Annotated in this window: 14 protein-coding genes; 2 read left to right on the top strand and 12 right to left on the bottom strand. The window is 51.1% G+C overall.

Annotation, left to right across the window (positions count from 1 at the left end; all coding sequences use genetic code 11):
• Positions 1 to 32: 32 nt before the first annotated feature.
• The 10 genes from ACFVVF_RS16535 to ACFVVF_RS16490 form a co-directional block, all read right to left on the bottom strand.
• Positions 33 to 1,496 carry a peptidoglycan DD-metalloendopeptidase family protein gene (locus ACFVVF_RS16535; protein WP_387811675.1) on the bottom strand — a complete coding sequence of 488 codons (1,464 nt, stop codon included), beginning with the start codon at positions 1,494 to 1,496 and terminating at the stop codon, positions 33 to 35.
• A 237-nt stretch (positions 1,497 to 1,733) separates the two neighbouring features.
• On the bottom strand, positions 1,734 to 2,438 hold the full coding sequence (locus ACFVVF_RS16530) for a hypothetical protein (protein ID WP_387811672.1): 705 nt from the start codon (positions 2,436 to 2,438) through the stop codon (positions 1,734 to 1,736).
• 239 nt (positions 2,439 to 2,677) lie between these two features.
• On the bottom strand, positions 2,678 to 3,967 hold the full coding sequence (locus ACFVVF_RS16525; RefSeq protein WP_387811671.1) for an adenylosuccinate synthase: 1,290 nt from the start codon (positions 3,965 to 3,967) through the stop codon (positions 2,678 to 2,680).
• Between the two features lie 199 nt (positions 3,968 to 4,166).
• Positions 4,167 to 5,531 carry a replicative DNA helicase gene (dnaB, locus tag ACFVVF_RS16520; protein ID WP_042169723.1) on the bottom strand — a complete coding sequence of 455 codons (1,365 nt, stop codon included), beginning with the start codon at positions 5,529 to 5,531 and terminating at the stop codon, positions 4,167 to 4,169.
• A gap of 222 nt (positions 5,532 to 5,753) precedes the next feature.
• Positions 5,754 to 6,200 carry a 50S ribosomal protein L9 gene (rplI, locus tag ACFVVF_RS16515; protein WP_387811667.1) on the bottom strand — a complete coding sequence of 149 codons (447 nt, stop codon included), beginning with the start codon at positions 6,198 to 6,200 and terminating at the stop codon, positions 5,754 to 5,756.
• A complete protein-coding gene (locus ACFVVF_RS16510; RefSeq protein ID WP_387811664.1) occupies positions 6,197 to 8,158 on the bottom strand; it encodes a DHH family phosphoesterase in 1,962 nt (653 codons plus the stop codon). Before ACFVVF_RS16510 ends, rplI begins: the two co-directional genes overlap by 4 nt.
• Positions 8,159 to 8,176: 18 nt before the next feature.
• Positions 8,177 to 9,094 (bottom strand): DUF2232 domain-containing protein, encoded by a 918-nt coding sequence (locus ACFVVF_RS16505; RefSeq protein ID WP_387811661.1) that lies wholly within the window; start codon positions 9,092 to 9,094, stop codon positions 8,177 to 8,179.
• A 264-nt stretch (positions 9,095 to 9,358) separates the two neighbouring features.
• Positions 9,359 to 11,296 carry an amidohydrolase family protein gene (locus tag ACFVVF_RS16500; protein WP_387811658.1) on the bottom strand — a complete coding sequence of 646 codons (1,938 nt, stop codon included), beginning with the start codon at positions 11,294 to 11,296 and terminating at the stop codon, positions 9,359 to 9,361.
• 104 nt (positions 11,297 to 11,400) lie between these two features.
• Positions 11,401 to 11,823 (bottom strand): CBS domain-containing protein, encoded by a 423-nt coding sequence (locus ACFVVF_RS16495; protein WP_387811655.1) that lies wholly within the window; start codon positions 11,821 to 11,823, stop codon positions 11,401 to 11,403.
• Between the two features lie 25 nt (positions 11,824 to 11,848).
• Entirely contained in the window at positions 11,849 to 12,916 is a 1,068-nt protein-coding gene (locus ACFVVF_RS16490) for an LCP family protein (RefSeq protein ID WP_387811652.1), read from the bottom strand.
• Between the two features lie 238 nt (positions 12,917 to 13,154).
• Between ACFVVF_RS16490 and ACFVVF_RS16485 the strand changes: the two genes are divergently transcribed.
• Positions 13,155 to 13,508, top strand: a complete 354-nt coding sequence (locus ACFVVF_RS16485; RefSeq protein WP_387811649.1) for a DUF4870 domain-containing protein — start codon at positions 13,155 to 13,157, stop codon at positions 13,506 to 13,508.
• A 52-nt stretch (positions 13,509 to 13,560) separates the two neighbouring features.
• On the opposite strand, the gene ACFVVF_RS16480 is transcribed toward ACFVVF_RS16485, so the two are convergent.
• Together ACFVVF_RS16480 and ACFVVF_RS16475 are read right to left on the bottom strand one after the other, a co-directional pair.
• Complete coding sequence (locus tag ACFVVF_RS16480; protein ID WP_387811646.1) at positions 13,561 to 13,908, bottom strand: MmcQ/YjbR family DNA-binding protein; 348 nt, start codon at positions 13,906 to 13,908, stop codon at positions 13,561 to 13,563.
• Between the two features lie 25 nt (positions 13,909 to 13,933).
• Positions 13,934 to 14,665: a DUF1836 domain-containing protein gene (locus ACFVVF_RS16475; RefSeq protein ID WP_387811643.1), complete on the bottom strand. Its 732-nt coding sequence runs from the start codon at positions 14,663 to 14,665 to the stop codon at positions 13,934 to 13,936.
• 265 nt (positions 14,666 to 14,930) lie between these two features.
• Between ACFVVF_RS16475 and ACFVVF_RS16470 the strand changes: the two genes are divergently transcribed.
• Positions 14,931 to 16,262: a hemolysin family protein gene (locus ACFVVF_RS16470; protein ID WP_387811640.1), complete on the top strand. Its 1,332-nt coding sequence runs from the start codon at positions 14,931 to 14,933 to the stop codon at positions 16,260 to 16,262.

Genomic DNA, 16,262 nt, shown 5'->3' with positions numbered 1-16,262 from the left:
GCCAGCCCAAGCGGTATTCCGGATAATCCAATTTATAAGTACGTCAACGGGTTTTGTGCGCTTCCGTTTTTGTGAATCTCAAAGTGCAGATGCACGCCGGTCGAACGGCCAGTGCTGCCCATAATGGCGATTTTATCGCCCTTCTCCACAATGTCGCCTACCTTCACATCGAAGGAGCTTAAATGCCCGTAAAGCGTTTCATAGCCGTTTTTGTGATCGATAATAACCGTATTGCCATAACCGTTCTTCGTGCCAACAAACGTAACAACGCCGTTATCCGCTGCCTTAATCGTTTTGTTGCCGGTTATATCAATGCCTTTGTGCGAACGGCCCCAACGCTGGCCGTACTTGCTCGATAGCGACCAATTGCTGACCGGAACAGCGAATTTGCCCGATCCTTCGCCAAGGATCACCTTCGTGCCCTTCACGATAATAGAAGGAATAGCCTTTACCAGCACCTCGCTATCCACCAGCTCCTCGCTGACCAGATAACCGTTCTGCTTCACAACGCGGTATGTAAGGCGCTTCTGTCCGCTTGTACCCTCGCGAATCGTCTTCGTTTCTCCCGCCCGCATACTGGCATTCTTCTGAATTTCCACCTGCGGCTCGATCTTGACCGTCTCCACTACATTCTCAATCGTCTTAACAGTAATCTCCGGCTGCAGCACGGTCAAATCCAGCACGTCGCCGGCTTTAATCTTGTCTTCCTCAATCCACCGGTTGTTGTCATAGATGACTTGCGGGGAAATATCGAACTTCTCCGCAATACAGCCGATGCAGTCACCCTGCTGAACCGTATACTTTGTCGGTTGAATACTGCCTTGAATGAGCTGCTTATACAGATCGTCTGCATTCGCGATCTTGCTCGGATCAATAGAAACGTCTGTTGTCTTCACTTCTTCTACAAACTGCACGGCCTTGAGCTCAACGCCACTTTTAGCGGAGCCTTCACCGCTTGCTTTCGCTGCCGCGCCGCTGTAAGAAAGCGTCGTGACCTCGCCAGACTTCTTCTTCGCAGCTGCGAGCTGCGGCGCATACTTGCTTTGCACACGGGTCAGAATGGCATCGGCTGTCGCCTGATCCTTCACAATCCCGACTGTCTTGCCGTCAATCTTCAACTCCACGCCTACTGCATGGGAACCAAACATCCCTGCCAGCTTGTCCAGCGTTACTTCTGTCTCAGGCACTGCCTTGAAAGCACTTTCACTGGTATATGTGATCGTGCCTGCGTCCAGAACCATCCGCAGCTCCGGATTGCTGTTCTCGACCGCTTCGGTTTGCTTCGCTATCAATTGCTCTACTTCAGATGGATCGCTTACCGATCCGACGACTGTTCCATTTCTATATACATTATAGTAATCAACGGTGTTGGCTTGTACATATTGAGTTCCGCCGATGCCGGCCGCTGCGGCGATAACGACAATCCCTGCCGTAATCATTGCCGTCTTCGTACGCCACCATGGCGCGGTCTCGCTTGACGATTGCTGCTGAATCATGCCTTGCTTTTGTTGCGGTCGAGCTTGCCGAAAGAATTGAACGGTTGCGTTCCATGACTTTCGGATTCGATCTTTAGGCCTAAACTCGCTCATGATCGTCTCCTTTTCGAGAGTGGTACTGCCACTTTCTTCCTAGATTTGAGAGTAAAAAAAAGGCGAAAATCCTGTCGGATCATTCGCCTAATACTTTAACATAAGCCTATTATCACGGGCAAGGATTCTCGCTAGAGTAAATGATTAATATTTTTTCAGAATATTCATCATTCGTTCGTATTGTTCTGTATCCAGATGCTGGGCCATAATCTGCTGAACAGCCGTCAGCTCTTGCTCCGTAAGGCCATTCTCCATATAACCGGAGATCGTCTGCCACGCATCCTGGGGCAGCTTGCTCATTAATAATCCGAACAATTCATCCTTGTCCGCATCGCTCATTTGATTCTTCACCTGATTCAAATCCTCAGTTGTGACGGCTGTCTCGGTTCCGTCGACCGGTTCCTCGCCCGCTTCTACTTTCCCTTCGGTTTGACCGGAGCTGATTCCCCCTGCGCCGCCTTCGCCTGCGGTACTGCCTTCTGCTTTACTGCCTCCGCCGATGCCAATATCGGTTAACGGAGGGGGCTCTGTCTCCTCCCTGCCGAACGCATCAATGGCTACAGGGGAATCGCCTTTGCCTTTGCTGCCTCCGTTCCCGCCATCGATTGCCTCGCTGTCCGCCGGCTGCTTTTGACCGGCAGGAGCAGCCGGTCCGGCGCCCCAAAGCTTGCCCCACACGCCCGACAGTGCCATCGGCTGCACCTCCAGCGGCAGGTTATACTGCTTCAATAGCGTTTCGACATAGCTATTCACAATATAGCCTGTCGTCCAAATCGATAGAAAGCTTATGATAAGCCCGGCCGCTACAGTCTTCGCCAGCCAGCCTGTCATTTTCCACATTGCGCTCACCCTTCCCTACCCTCTTCTATGCTCTATCAACCATTATGGTCAACAATAAGAGCATACATTCCCTTCACTAGCGACATTATTGGAATGTAATGTATGTTTGAGATGGCAACTGCGCAGTCTAACTCTTATGTCTCGGAAAGTGGAGAGATTGGACAACCGCTTCACTGCAAACACAGGCTGAACAAACCAAATAGGATGGCCCCTAAGGGACCATCCTATTAGATGAAAGCTGTATGCTATTATTCGCCGTAGATCGATACAACTGGATTCGTCTGCTCGCGGTTGCGGCCTACGGAGAAGATAGCGATTGGAATACCTGTCAGCTCGGATACGCGGTTCAAGTAGTTGCGCGTATTAACCGGCAAATCTTCCAGCGTCTTCGCGCCCGTAATGTCTTCCGACCATCCCGGAAGCTCCTCATATACCGCTTCGCACTCGCCCAATACTTTCAGGCTTGCCGGGTAGTGCTCGATCGTCTCGCCGCGGTATTTGTAAGCTGTGCAAATTTTAACGGTTTCAAGCCCGCTCATTACGTCAAGCGAGTTGAGCGACAAGCCCGTGATGCCGCTAACACGGCGTGCATGGCGGACAACAACGCTGTCGAACCAGCCTACACGGCGCGGACGGCCTGTAACCGTACCGTACTCATGGCCTTTATCGCGAATCAGGTCGCCAATTTCATTGATTTGCTCCGTTGGGAACGGGCCGTCGCCTACACGAGTGGTGTAAGCTTTGGCTACGCCGATAACCTGCTGGATTTTCGACGGGCCAACGCCCGATCCGATACATACGCCGCCCGCAGACGGATTCGACGAAGTAACGAACGGATAAGTACCTTGGTCGATATCAAGCATAACGCCTTGCGCGCCTTCGAACAGCACTTTTTTGTTAGCGTCGATCGCATCGTTCAATACAACGGAAGTATCCGTTACGTATTTGCGAAGAACTTCGGCATAGCTCAAGTATTCTGTAACGATCGTGTCTGCTTCCAGCGGCTCGCCGCCGTAAACCTGTTGAATCACTTGGTTCTTCTCGATAACGAGACGGCGAACCTTCGATTCGAATTCTTCAGCGTCCATCAGATCGGCAATCCGGATGCCGTTGCGCGCCGCTTTATCCATATAGCAAGGACCGATGCCTTTGCGGGTCGTGCCGATTTTATTATCGCCTTTACGCTCTTCTTCCAAACCGTCCAATACGAGGTGATACGGCATAATGACATGCGCGCGATCGCTGATTTTCAGGTTGTCGGTCGAAAAACCGTTGTCATGAATATAGTTAATTTCGTCAATCAGCGCTTGCGGGTTAATAACCATGCCGTTGCCGATTACGGATATTTTATTGTGATTGAAAATACCTGATGGAATCATCGTTAATTTGTACTTTTTATTGTCGATGAGAATAGTGTGCCCGGCATTGTTACCGCCTTGGTAACGAGCGACTACGTCTGCACCGTCCGCCAAATAGTCGGTAATTTTGCCTTTCCCTTCGTCTCCCCATTGCGTACCGACAACAACTACCGTAGACATAAAACATACCCCCGTCCGATGTTTGAGCACATCGAAATTTACCGTCTGTGAACATAGTACGCGATGCCCGACTGAGGAGCAGCCCGTCAATTGTCAGAAAGACAGCAATATTAGTGTAGCAGTCTACTGGAAAGAAGTCAAACAAAAAACGAACAATTGCACAGAGACCCATGCAATTGTTCGGATATAATCTAGCAATTTAGGAAGCTTGTGAAGGATCTTCATGCGATCGGTCAAGGCTTACGAATTTATTGAAATTTTTTAGAAAGACCAGCTCTACCGTTCCGACCGGACCGTTACGCTGTTTGGCAATAATAATCTCGATAATATTTTTTTTCTCGGATTCTTTATCGTAGTAATCGTCCCGGTACAAGAAGGAGACAATGTCAGCATCTTGCTCGATCGAGCCGGATTCCCGAAGGTCGGACATCATCGGACGCTTGTCCTGCCGCTGCTCTACGCCCCGGCTAAGCTGCGACAAGGCGATTACCGGCACTTCAAGCTCCCTGGCAATCTGCTTCAGCGTACGGGAAATTTCCGATACTTCCTGCTGCCGGTTCTCGCCGGCTTTGCCGCGCCCTTGAATGAGCTGGAGGTAGTCGATCAGAATCATGCCAAGGCCCCGTTCCTTCTTCAAGCGGCGGCATTTCGCGCGGATATCCGCTACGGTGATGCCCGGTGTATCATCGATATAGACCTGAGCCTCGGACAAGGCGCCAATCGCCATCGTCAGCTTCTCCCAGTCATCGCCTTCAAGATAGCCGGTACGCATCCGTCCGGCATCAACGTTCGCTTCCGCACAGATCATCCGCTGGACGAGCTGTGCCGCGGACATCTCGAGACTGAAGATCGCTACGGTCTCGCGGGCGCGAACACCGACGTTTTGCGCGATGTTGAGCGCGAACGCTGTCTTACCTACGGATGGACGAGCGGCTACGATAATCAAGTCGCTTCGCTGAAACCCCGAAGTCATCTTGTCCAAATCAGTGAAGCCCGACGGGATGCCGGTCATCCCTTGGCCTTTCGTATTATAAAGCGTCTCGACCTTCTCGAACACCTCCATCAGCACATCGCGAATGGAGATGAAGCCGCTGCTGGAGCGGCGGTTCGAGATTTCTAGAATTTTGCGTTCAGCGTCGCTGAGCAGCACGCTCACTTCATCGGTATTGGCATAACCGTCCGAGACGATATTGGTAGCGGTACGAATCAGGCGGCGAAGCATCGACTTCTCTTCGACGATTTGCGCGTAATAGTCGACATTGGCTGCTGTCGGCACGGCATTCGCCAGCTTGGCGAGATACGACACGCCGCCGATCTCCTCCAGCAGCTGCTGATCCTGCAAATGCGCGGTCAGCGTGACGAGGTCAACCGGCTGGTTGCTCTCCGCCAGCTCGACCATCGCTTCATAAATGCGTTGATGGGGGACGCCGTAGAAGTCTTCGCTGCGTACCCGTTCCATCGCTGTAATAAGCGCCTCGGACTGCAGCAAGATGGCGCCGATAACGGCCTGCTCCGCCTCCAAATTTTGCGGCGGAACACGATCAAACATCAGCTCTGTACTCATGGTTCCCTCCTAAAGGTTGTCGTGCAACTTATAAAGTTTACAGGATCATACCCTGCCTGTCATCGTGCAGGTTGTTTCCAGCCGTAAAAAACAAAAGTGCAGGCTGATCGCTCAAAAAGCTCTAAAGCCCAACTTTCAGTCGCTTTCAACTGCACCTTTGCTGTTCATATAATGGCTAAAATCTTCTGTGCTGCTGCCTCCAGCAGGGGGAAGCACAAGAGCTTATTCTTCAGCCGTTTGAACGTTCAGCTTCGCCTTTACGTCAGCATGCAGCTTCAGCGGCACTTGCGTTACACCCAGCGTGCGAATCGGTTCGTCCAGCTCAATTTTACGCTTATCGACCTTAATCCCTTGTTGATCCGCCAGAGCTTCTGCAATTTGCTTGCTTGTAATTGCGCCAAACAGACGGCCGCCTTCACCAGCTTTCGCCTTAATGACGATTGTTAACTCTTCCAGCTTCTTGCCCAGCTCCTGAGCGTCAGCTTTCTCCTGCGCCTTGCGCTTCGCTTCGGAGGCGTTCTGAACCTCCAGTGTCTTCAGGTTGCCGTCAGATGCCAGCTTGGCAAGTCCTTGCGGCAGCAGAAAATTACGCACATAGCCTTCCGACAGATCCTTAATATCACCCTTTTTGCCTTGACCCTTCACATCTTTCAAAAAGATCACTTTCATTCAAATAACCCCTCTTCCGCTTCGATTTCTTCTAATACCTGCTTTAATTTATCGGCTACTTCCATTACTGTGCCTTCCAACTGCGCAGCGGCATTTGTCAAGTGTCCGCCGCCGCCCATCCGCTCCATCACGACCTGCACATTCATCGCGCCCAGCGAACGGGCGCTAATGCCGATCAAACCGTCTGGCCTCTCGCCGATCACAAAAGAAGCCAGAATGTCGGTCATATTCAACAGCGTATCCGCTGACTGTGCGATCAGCAGCTGCTGAACCTTCCGGCCAGGCTCCGCCACCGCGATGGCGATATGCTCATAATAGACGCCAGCATGCTTAATGATCTCGGCTTTCTTCACATACTCCTCGAGATCCTCCTTCAGCATGCGCTGAATCATCATCGAATCGGCACCGTTGCGGCGCAGAAACGACGCCGCCTCGAACGTTCTCGCGCCGGTTCGCAGCGAGAAGCTTTTCGTATCGACGGTAATACCCGCCAGCAGCGCTGTTGATTCGCGCACATCCAGCGTGATGCGGTCATGAATGTATTGCAGCAGCTCCGTTACCAGCTCGCAAGTCGATGAAGCATAAGGCTCCATATAGACGAGTATTGCATTGGAGATGAATTCCTCGCCCCGGCGATGATGATCGACGACGACGATTTTATTCGTCAAGGTGAGCAGCTTCGGCTCTTTCACCATCGAAGCTTTATGCGTATCGACGACGACTGCCAGCGTTCCCGAATCCATCAGCCCTTGGGCTTGCTCCGGCGTAACGAATCGTTTGGCGAACTTGTCGTCCTCGCGCAGCAGCTCCATCATTTTCTGAATGGCGGGATTGATGCCCTCCAATACAATATAAGCTTCCTTGCCGCCGATTTGAGCTGCCTTCAGCACGCCGATTGCCGCGCCGATCGCATCCATATCCGGCATCTTATGCCCCATAATGACGACGTTGCTGCTCTCGCGAATGAGATCACGCAGTGCATGCGCCACGACACGGGCCCGGACACGGGTTCGTTTCTCCACGGCATTGGATTTGCCGCCGTAGAACGACTGTCTTCCGCCAAACTTGACGGATGCCTGATCGCCACCGCGGCCAAGCGCGATATCGAGACTGGATTGGGCCCATTGCCCAAGCTCTACGATACTTTCTGCTCCGGCTGCAAAGCCGATACTGAGCGTAATGGGAATTTTCTGATCCCCGGTCATCTCGCGGACTTCATCCAGCACAACAAATCGGGATTGTTCCAGTTGACGCAGCGTTTTCTGATCGGTAATAAGCAGAAACCGGTCGGACGTCAGCCGCTTCAAGTAAATATGGAAGCGCTGGGCCCATTCCGTAATTTCCGTCGTTACCTTCGCTTGAAGCGAGCTTCGCTGATGATCGTCCATGCCCTGAGTCACTTCCTCTAGGCTGTCGATCATCACTACGCCAAGCGCCAGCTTCTCGTCATCATACTTTTTGTTCAGCTGCCAGTTGTCCGTTATGTCAGTTACATACAGAATACGTTCCTTCTGCTTGAACAGAAGCTGGTAAATCCGGCCCCCGAAGGTAGCCTCCACCGTTCCCTCTCGGTCCTTGGCCTGCTGCAGCGTAGGAAACAGTTCACCCAGCGGCAGCCCGACGACCGAATCCTGAAACATCATTTGCGAGATATAAGGATTATGCCATTCAACCGTCTTCTCTTCGTTATACAGAATGATGCCAATGGGCAGCTCGGTGATGACGTCGTTGCTCGCCTTTTTCACCCGGTAGGACAACGTCCCCAAATAAGTTTTCAAATCTTTGCGGAACGCCCGTTCCGCAAGCACCGTGTAGACGCCTGCGGCAATCGTCAGCAACAGGGCGATGAGGCCCAGTATCCACTGAAACCAGGCCAGCGCCACCGTCATCAATACCATTAATGCGAAAGCCCAGACCTGATGCATTCCGTGCCATCGCGTGACAAGAAACTTCGGCATTTCCTTTTCGCTCCCGTGCTATGTTTTCTTAAACGACTTGCGGATTGGGAAAGCGGCATCCAGCACGCCAATGATGCTCAGCGGCGGGAACAGCAGCACCGGTATCGCAATCAGTACGGGAACCACTTTATGCCAACCCCGTTCATGGGCAATGAAGAAGAAGAATCCGACAGCCTGAATCGCAAACGCAAGCCGCAGCAGCGGCATCAGGTTAATTAACGCGATGGGGAGAAACGAGCTGCTCTCTGCAGATACAAACAGATCCAGCACGTATACGATTAAGTAAAATACAACGAGCGAACGCGGCAGCTTCCAGTCCTTCGCCTCCGGTGTGCCCGGCAGCTCCATGCCGTATGCCTTGGCGTTCAAGATCCGGCGGGCAATAAAATGCGTAATGACCGAGTACATGAATGCGATCATCATGAAAGCTACAGGAATCGAGTTGATCATCATACGAATCATAAGATCGGTGTAATCATCGGTCCATACTGCCGGCACCAAATTGTTGCTGCGCAGATCCGATACCATGTCTCGCACCACCGTACGCATTTGGTCAAATACCGACAAGTCCAGCACGTATTCGAATACGATCAGTTCAAGCAGCAATAAAGCCAGTACCGCCACAAAGGTCATCTTAAGCACCCTGGCGGCCGGTTCCTTCCGTTTGTACAGCTGTCCCATCACGACTGCCGGGATCAGGAAAAACAACGCTACGATCAATATTCCCGGACCCAGAACGATGGCTGCTATTACCCATACCGGAACCAAATGCAGCAAGAAGGATCTCGCCGAAAGCGTGCTGAACAGCACGACATAAGGCACCATTAACAGCAGAACAGACAATAAATTAAGACCAGGCACTGCCAGTAACAAAATAAGGAGCAATGCCGCTCCGCTCCATAAAACCGATTTCAATCCGGGTTTCAAACCTTTCACCTCTGCACGCATAATCATCAGCAACATTAATTTACAATCAAGCCTATAAGCTTTGCACATTCCATTATAACACAAAAGCTCCGCCCCGCATCCCCATCCGCGAACGGTTCGTTCTTCCATGGCTCTGTGCCCTTATTTTTACCTTTCTGTGCGAATGGGATTCAGACTCTGCTGCATAGCAGCCGGCAACCGCTATACAAACCATGCAAATAAAGAAGCGGCACAACCGAGCCCATTACGCTCTGGCTGCGCCGCCGCTTTCTCTTAACTTGCTGCTACCCACTTATCATTATCATTCGTCACCGTGTAACCAAGCTGCTTCAGCATCGATAGCGGCACATAATCCCGCTTCCCGACCGACAGAAGCTGCACTTGTTCTCCGCCCTCCAGCTCCGCCTTATATCCCCGCTCCAGCATCAGCTCGCCGATTGAAGCCTCTTCGATCGCTGACTTGTCCGCTGCTCCGCGGCCAGAAAATACGCCTTTTGCCGATTGAACCGTATACTTATGCTGAACCTCATCCCACATCACGCTGTAACCATGCTGACTCAGCATGCCGATGTCCGCATATGGCTGGCCGTAGAAGGAAATGACCGGATATTGCTTGCCCGACCATTGCAATTGTCCGGCCGTACTTTTCAGCCGCACAAACTGGCTGCGAATCGGCTCGCCGACCCGGACTCGCTTATTCAGCTTCCCGTTCTCCATGACAAGCTTGCCGTCAATCAGAACATCACGAATGCCTCCGGACAAGAGGTCCGGGCTCTCGACCGTAGAACGGTCAATAATCGTGTTGTAATCAAAAATAACGATATCCGCGTCCATTCCCTTCGCCAATCGTCCCTTCCGGTGAAGCGCAGGAGCCTGCTTCTCCAGCCGCTGTGCGGGCAGCAGGCTCATCTTCGCGATCGCATCCATAAGCGATATCGCTTGCTGCTCTCTCACATACAGCCCCACCGTTCTTGCGAACGTGCCGGATGCCCGCGGATGATTGTTCAAGCCCGGCTCCAATATGGCATCACTGCCGATCATGACATACGGCGCCTTCAGTGCGTCGACGACATCCTGTTCCGGTATCGCATAAGCAACGGCAAGCTTGCCCTCTGACCGGTACCGGGCGAAAGTCTGCTCCGTCAGCCGCTCCATCGTGCCTGCAATTTGCAGATCGGTGAAGGAAATCCGGAATCGCGATTGCCAGCCTTCATCGAATCGCGCCGAATTGAGGTACGTCCCCCAATAATCATACGGATAGACGCAGGAGGTAATGTCCAGCCCTTTGGCGCGAGCGGCATCGATCAGCGCGAGCGACTGTTTCATCGAGAACGTGCCGCCTGTGCTGTTAATATGATCGATATGGACGGCTGCGCCGGTCTGCTCGGCATAGCCGATTAGCTCCTCGATCGCATCGATATTCGTACCCGGCTGTTCCATATCGGAATAACGCGCATGGAAATAGACCGGTACGTTATATTCATGCGCCAGCTCCATAAGCGGAATAATTTCCGCAGACGATATACCCGGCACATATTCCAGGCTGAACGAAATGCCTAACGCCCCTTCATTAAGCGCCTTCTCGGCCTCTAGCGCCAGCTCTCCGATCTGCTCGGGCTGAGCGCTGTCATAGCGGCCCAGCCTAAACTGATTGCGCGACTGTGTATAGAAGAATGACGCCCCGTAGTGAAGCGGCGTCTCATTGCGCTCGTAGTAGTCATACCATTTCGCAGGCGTTGAAGTGCCGCCATGCATGGCGATGTTGGTCGTCACACCGTCGGCAATCTTTTGCCAGACGCCGAGCGGATTGGGATCATACGACAGATTGTCGATGAAGCCCGGCGCGACAACCATTCCTTTCGCATCAATAACACGTTTGCCCTTTAGCGGCTTTGGCGTTACAATCGCGATTTCAACGCCTTTAATCCCGACATTCCAGCCCGTCTCATCGAGCTTCGTCTCCGGATTGATGACTCGTCCGCCCGCGATGACGATATCATATTCCCTTGCAAGCTCCTCCTCCGTCCATTGCTGCTGGACGACCGAGGTCGGCTTGCTCACCTTATCTGCAGACGTAACGCTGCCCTTGCTCTCTTTCCCGCCGCCATGGCCGTACCAGCCCGGGTACAGGGCGACGACGATAACCGCTAATAAGCCAAAGAGACGGAACCGTCCGCGGTTTCCGTCTCTTTGGCGCTTTTTATCCGACATGCAAGCCCCTCCTGAAGTTCAAACCGTATGGTATGGCCCTATTGTCCCCTATTACTTGGAAAAATAGACCAGCGGTTCGAGCAACATTTCGCAGCTTTGCCTGACTAGGCCTCTACTGCAGCAGCACCTTGCATAATCGTCTGGCAATAATCGATAATTTCACTTCTTCTTACAATCCCGATAAAGCGTTCCATATCATCCACGACCGGTACAAAGTTTTGAACTTTGGCCAGACTGATCAAGTCTTCCATATTGGAATCAATGCGCACCGAGCGATGGTTAAGCCGCAGCGGCACCTCGGAGAGGCCTACCCGATTGGCGGTCTCGAACGTAATGCCCGGCCGGTTCTTCATAAACCAGAGCAGATCGCCTTCTGTCACGGTTCCCGCATAGCCGCCCTCATGATCAATAATCGGTACGGCCGTATAGCGGTGATGCTCCATCTTCTCAAGGGTTTGTCTGAGCGTTGCTTCTTGCGTTACGGTGACCACCTCCTGCTTGGGCAGCAGAAAAAACGCAATATTCATCCGTCATTCAACTCCGTCTCTCTCTTTATTTGGACGATTCCGTCTCACCGCCAGCCGAGAGGGATTGCACCGGCTTCGTTGTCTTCGAGACATATTTGTCCGGCAGCATTAGCGAGCTCTTCGCTGTATCCTCGTTCAGCCAGCTTTGAATCATCGTCTTGGTTTGGCTTAAATCGTCTTCATCATTAAAAAAGTACCATGCACCGCCTGCCTTCAGCCGGTGTCCTTCGCCTTTCAGCGTATGGCTGTAGATCGTGCGGTTATTCGATTGCAGCATCCCTTTCGCCAAATCGATCATTTGGCTAGGCGGCATATCCGTATTGAAGTTTCCGCCCATAATGTCCATGAATTCAGGAATCTTCGTCCATTGCCCGATGGAAGATGCTTTTTCCATCATCGCGTTCAAGAACGTCTGATGACGCTCTGTCCGGCTCATATCGCCGCCAGCATCCTCACGGTAACGGACGTAATTCAATGCGTCGACCCCGTTATAGGAATCTTGGCCAGCCTTCACAATGAAATGCTCATGGTCCGGATCTTTATTCACTAAATCTTTCTCAATCGGGAGCGAAATTCCTCCCATCGCGTCAATGACATCACGAAATCCGGCAAAATTAATCGCCGCGTAATGAGTGACGGGAGCATCAAACAGCTTCTCGACCGTTTCAACCGCCATTTTCGCACCGCCAAATGCATAGGCATGGGTAATTTTATCTTCAGTACCTTTGCCTACAATTTCGACATATGCGTCACGCGGTATCGACACCATCAGAATCGCTCCATCCTTCGGACGGACGACCGTATAGATCATCGTGTCAGAGCGTCCCGTTTCCTTGCCGCGCTGGTCAACTCCGAGCAGCAGAACGGAGAATGGCTTCTGCAATGGGTTGGTCTTCGTGACATTGACCGGCTCTCTGCCTTCGAGCGGTTTATAGCTGTTCTCCAAGCTCTTCTCTACCGAATCAGACAGGAACAGATTGAAGCCAAGCAAAGCTAGTGAAGTCCGGTTGGCATAAGCGGTCGTACCAAGCACAAGCAGAACAACAGCTATCGTTATTGTATAAGTCCAGCGTTTTTTCATGTTCTTCTTCATTGGAGATGTCTACCCCTAACTATAGTCTAATGAGCACATAAGTGCACCTTCTCCATTGTAAACGAGCGAATTCGTTGAAGAGTTACAAAACTTTTACAACAGGACTCTACCAATTTATACAACACTCGCCGAAATCTTCTTTTATTTTTAGTAAAGTTGAAAGATTTGGGAGGAATATTCATCTATCGCTACGAATACAATCAAGGCAGGATTACATATAGAAAGGGTGACTCTTCGGATGAACACGCCTGGTATCGAGCCCGATCGTTCCTCGACCGGACTCGACCCGAAAATCGCTGGCTTGCTGGTCTATCTGGGTTGGTTCGTGACCGGAATTATATTTCTTGCCATTGAGAAGCAGAGCCGATTCGTAAAGTTTCATGCGATGCAATCGATAGCGGTATCCGTCATACTGATTGTCTTGAACATTCTGTTCGGCATTCTTCCGTTTATCGGCTGGATCCTTGGCGCGATTCTGGCGCCTGTCAGCTTCATTCTCTGGATCGCACTGATGCTCCTTGCGCTGCAAGGCAAGCAGTTCAAAGTGCCGTATATCGGAGATTGGGCCGAGCAGCAAGCCAACAAATTCTAGGGCAGCAGCAAAAAGAGGCAGTGCCGGACTTACGATCCGGCCTGCTTTTTTGCTATGTCTGCAAAGCTTGCCTGGCTGCTTTCGGCAAAGCCGCAACGACGAGCTCGTAAGAATGATCGATCATGCTCTGCAGCTCCTCATCCGTAAGCGTTCCTTCAAGCATCACTGTGTTCCAGTGCTTCTTGTTCATGTGATAGCCCGGCTTCACGTCGGTATACTGCTCACGCAAATTTTCCGCAATACGCGGATTACATTTCAATGTAATCGAATCCTTCGAGAAGAAGGCGAACATCTTGCCTCCCACCTTCATAACGAGCGGCTGCGGACCAAACGGATATTCCTGAACCGCACCGGGCTTGCTATCGCAATATTCAATGCTGCTTGTAACACGATCCGTCACTAGATTCTCTCCTTCATACCCCTAATCAGCCTTTTAGAAACAACGTTGCGCTGCAATACCGCTTGGCAAGCGAGTGAAAATACGCGGACTGGATGGACAGCGCAGCGATGAACAGAATATTGCGCAGCGCTTCGCCCTGCTCATCCGTTAAATGCGTAAATGAACTCGCAAGCTTGTCAGCAGCCGTACGGATCGCTTGCTCCAGCAGCGGATGCCGCGTTCCTTCGAGTTCAGCAAACAGCGTGGAGTAAGCCGCGTATAGAGCAAGCGGATCGATCAAGTCGTCTTGGGCTTGAGTCCCTTCTCTCTGCGGTTTGCAGAATAAGAGATCAAACAGCTTGCGAATCGAATCAAAGTCGAGATTCGCCTTCAGATCATCGATGATATACAGAAGCGCCGCTTGCTTAAGCGAATATTTCTTGCCCACCTGCGGACATTCAAAGTAAGCTTTAAAATCTCGTTTTACCCAATTTTGCATCGAGGTCATCGAAATCTGAGAGTATTCAATAAGCTGGCCTAGCGCAGAAATCTCCTGCAGCGAAAAACCTCTTACCTTATTTCCTTTAATGAGCTTATCCAGTACAGGAGGCAAAGCGGTCGATAAAAAAGCCGGCAGCGGCGATCCTGCGGCATAAGCTTCACAATGCGTTTTCTTCCATGCTTGCTGAAGAACCTGCAGCGGATTGTCCTGGCCGCTGCCTTGCAGCGCCAGCAGCAGGCCTGCCATTTCTTTGCGAGTAAGCGTGAAGGTCTCCATGGTCGCTTTCCTCCTCAGACGTAAATAAAAGAGCAATCATCTCATTTGGAGTTCATTTGAACTTATCATACGCCCATGAACAATGCCTTGTAAAGACGAGATAATCGCAGATAATACCCTCCTGATTCCGGTTTCCAACCTAAAACAATCCGTTACCGACTTGCAGAGCAATATAGCGAATTTGCATAGCGACTATAATATTCAGTATAGTAGAGCATATATATATTACAAAAATCTACAATACGAAGGATTGTGAAGAACCGAAATGGACAGTAGTATAGGATTAAATTTATTTTTGATTGCGTTGTTGATCGTATTAACCGCCTTTTTTGTGGCGACGGAGTTCGCAATTATCAGACTTCGCGCAAGCCGGGTGGATCAATTGGTCCTCGAAGGCAAGAAGAATGCGAAGTTCGTACAGCGAGTAACGAGTAATTTGGACGCGTATCTGTCCGCCTGCCAATTAGGTATTACGATTACTGCTCTCGGCTTAGGCTGGCTCGGCGAGCCTACAGTAGAGAAGATCCTTCTTCCGTTATTTGATGGATTGCATATCAACAATGACATCAGCCATATTTTATCCTTTATCATTGCATTTGCTTCAGTTACATTTCTTCACGTCGTGGTGGGCGAGCTGGCCCCGAAAACATGGGCAATTCAGAAAGCCGAGTTTATCAGCTTTCAGGTTGCACGGCCGATTATTTTGTTCCACAAAATCATGTATCCGTTCATCTGGGCGCTTAACGGCTCCGCGAATGCCGTAACCCGCATGTTTGGACTGAAGCCGGCCAAAGAACACGAAGAGGCGCATTCCGAAGAAGAAATTCAGATCATTCTGAATGACAGCTTCCAAAGCGGCAAAATCAACAATACCGAATACGGTTATGTAAGCCGGATTTTCGCCTTTGACGAAATGCTTGCCAAAGAAATTATGGTGCCCCGCACCGATATGATTTGCTTGTACACGAACAACTCTTTAATTGAGAACATGGACATTATCCGTAAGGAACAATATACACGCTTCCCGGTTGCAACCGACAGCAAAGACAACATTGTCGGCATGATCAACACGAAGCAGCTATTCTTGGAGTTCCAAGACAACCGCGAGTTTGATTTCAAAAAGCTTGTTCACCCGGTTCTGACGGTTTCCGAAGTCCTGCCGGTTAAGAACTTGCTCAAACGGATGCAGCAGGAACGAGTTCATATCGCCATCTTGATGGACGAATATGGCGGTACATCAGGCCTCATTACGATTGAAGATATCTTGGAAGAGATCGTCGGCGAAATCCGTGATGAATTCGATGGCGACGAACGCCGTGAAATCGAGAAGCTGGCCGATAACTGCTACCTGCTCGACGGTAAAGTATCGCTCGATGAGATTAGCGACATGACCGGCGCCAACTTGGACAATGATGAAGTGGACACAGTCGGCGGCTGGCTGTACAGCGTCATTCAAGATCCGAAGCCGGGCAAAGAGCTTCGCCATGACAATATGCGATTCATTATTCGCGAGGTCGGCAAGCATCGGATTAAGAAGGTTGAGCTGATTATCGAGAATGAGGCGACTGAAGAGACAGCCGTAGTCGAAACGGCATAA

Origin of the sequence: Paenibacillus sp. NPDC058174 (genome assembly GCF_042883865.1) — a bacterium.
In the GTDB taxonomy this organism is placed as follows: domain Bacteria; phylum Bacillota; class Bacilli; order Paenibacillales; family Paenibacillaceae; genus Pristimantibacillus.
Note: the sequence above shows the minus strand (reverse complement) of the source record. Positions and strands in the feature narration are given on the sequence as shown.

Bases quoted from the DNA above. Each gene is read 5' to 3' on its own strand.
- ACFVVF_RS16535 (WP_387811675.1), bottom strand. From the start codon at position 1,496: ATGATTCAGCAGCAATCGTCAAGCGAGACCGCGCCATGGTGGCGTACG.
- ACFVVF_RS16525 (WP_387811671.1), bottom strand. From the start codon at position 3,967: ATGTCTACGGTAGTTGTTGTCGGTACGCAATGGGGAGACGAAGGGAAA.
- dnaB (WP_042169723.1), bottom strand. From the start codon at position 5,531: ATGAGTACAGAGCTGATGTTTGATCGTGTTCCGCCGCAAAATTTGGAG.
- rplI (WP_387811667.1), bottom strand. From the start codon at position 6,200: ATGAAAGTGATCTTTTTGAAAGATGTGAAGGGTCAAGGCAAAAAGGGT.
- ACFVVF_RS16510 (WP_387811664.1), bottom strand. From the start codon at position 8,158: ATGCCGAAGTTTCTTGTCACGCGATGGCACGGAATGCATCAGGTCTGG.
- ACFVVF_RS16500 (WP_387811658.1), bottom strand. From the start codon at position 11,296: ATGTCGGATAAAAAGCGCCAAAGAGACGGAAACCGCGGACGGTTCCGT.
- ACFVVF_RS16495 (WP_387811655.1), bottom strand. From the start codon at position 11,823: ATGAATATTGCGTTTTTTCTGCTGCCCAAGCAGGAGGTGGTCACCGTA.
- ACFVVF_RS16490 (WP_387811652.1), bottom strand. From the start codon at position 12,916: ATGAAGAAGAACATGAAAAAACGCTGGACTTATACAATAACGATAGCT.
- ACFVVF_RS16485 (WP_387811649.1), top strand. From the start codon at position 13,155: ATGAACACGCCTGGTATCGAGCCCGATCGTTCCTCGACCGGACTCGAC.
- ACFVVF_RS16475 (WP_387811643.1), bottom strand. From the start codon at position 14,665: ATGGAGACCTTCACGCTTACTCGCAAAGAAATGGCAGGCCTGCTGCTG.
- ACFVVF_RS16470 (WP_387811640.1), top strand. From the start codon at position 14,931: ATGGACAGTAGTATAGGATTAAATTTATTTTTGATTGCGTTGTTGATC.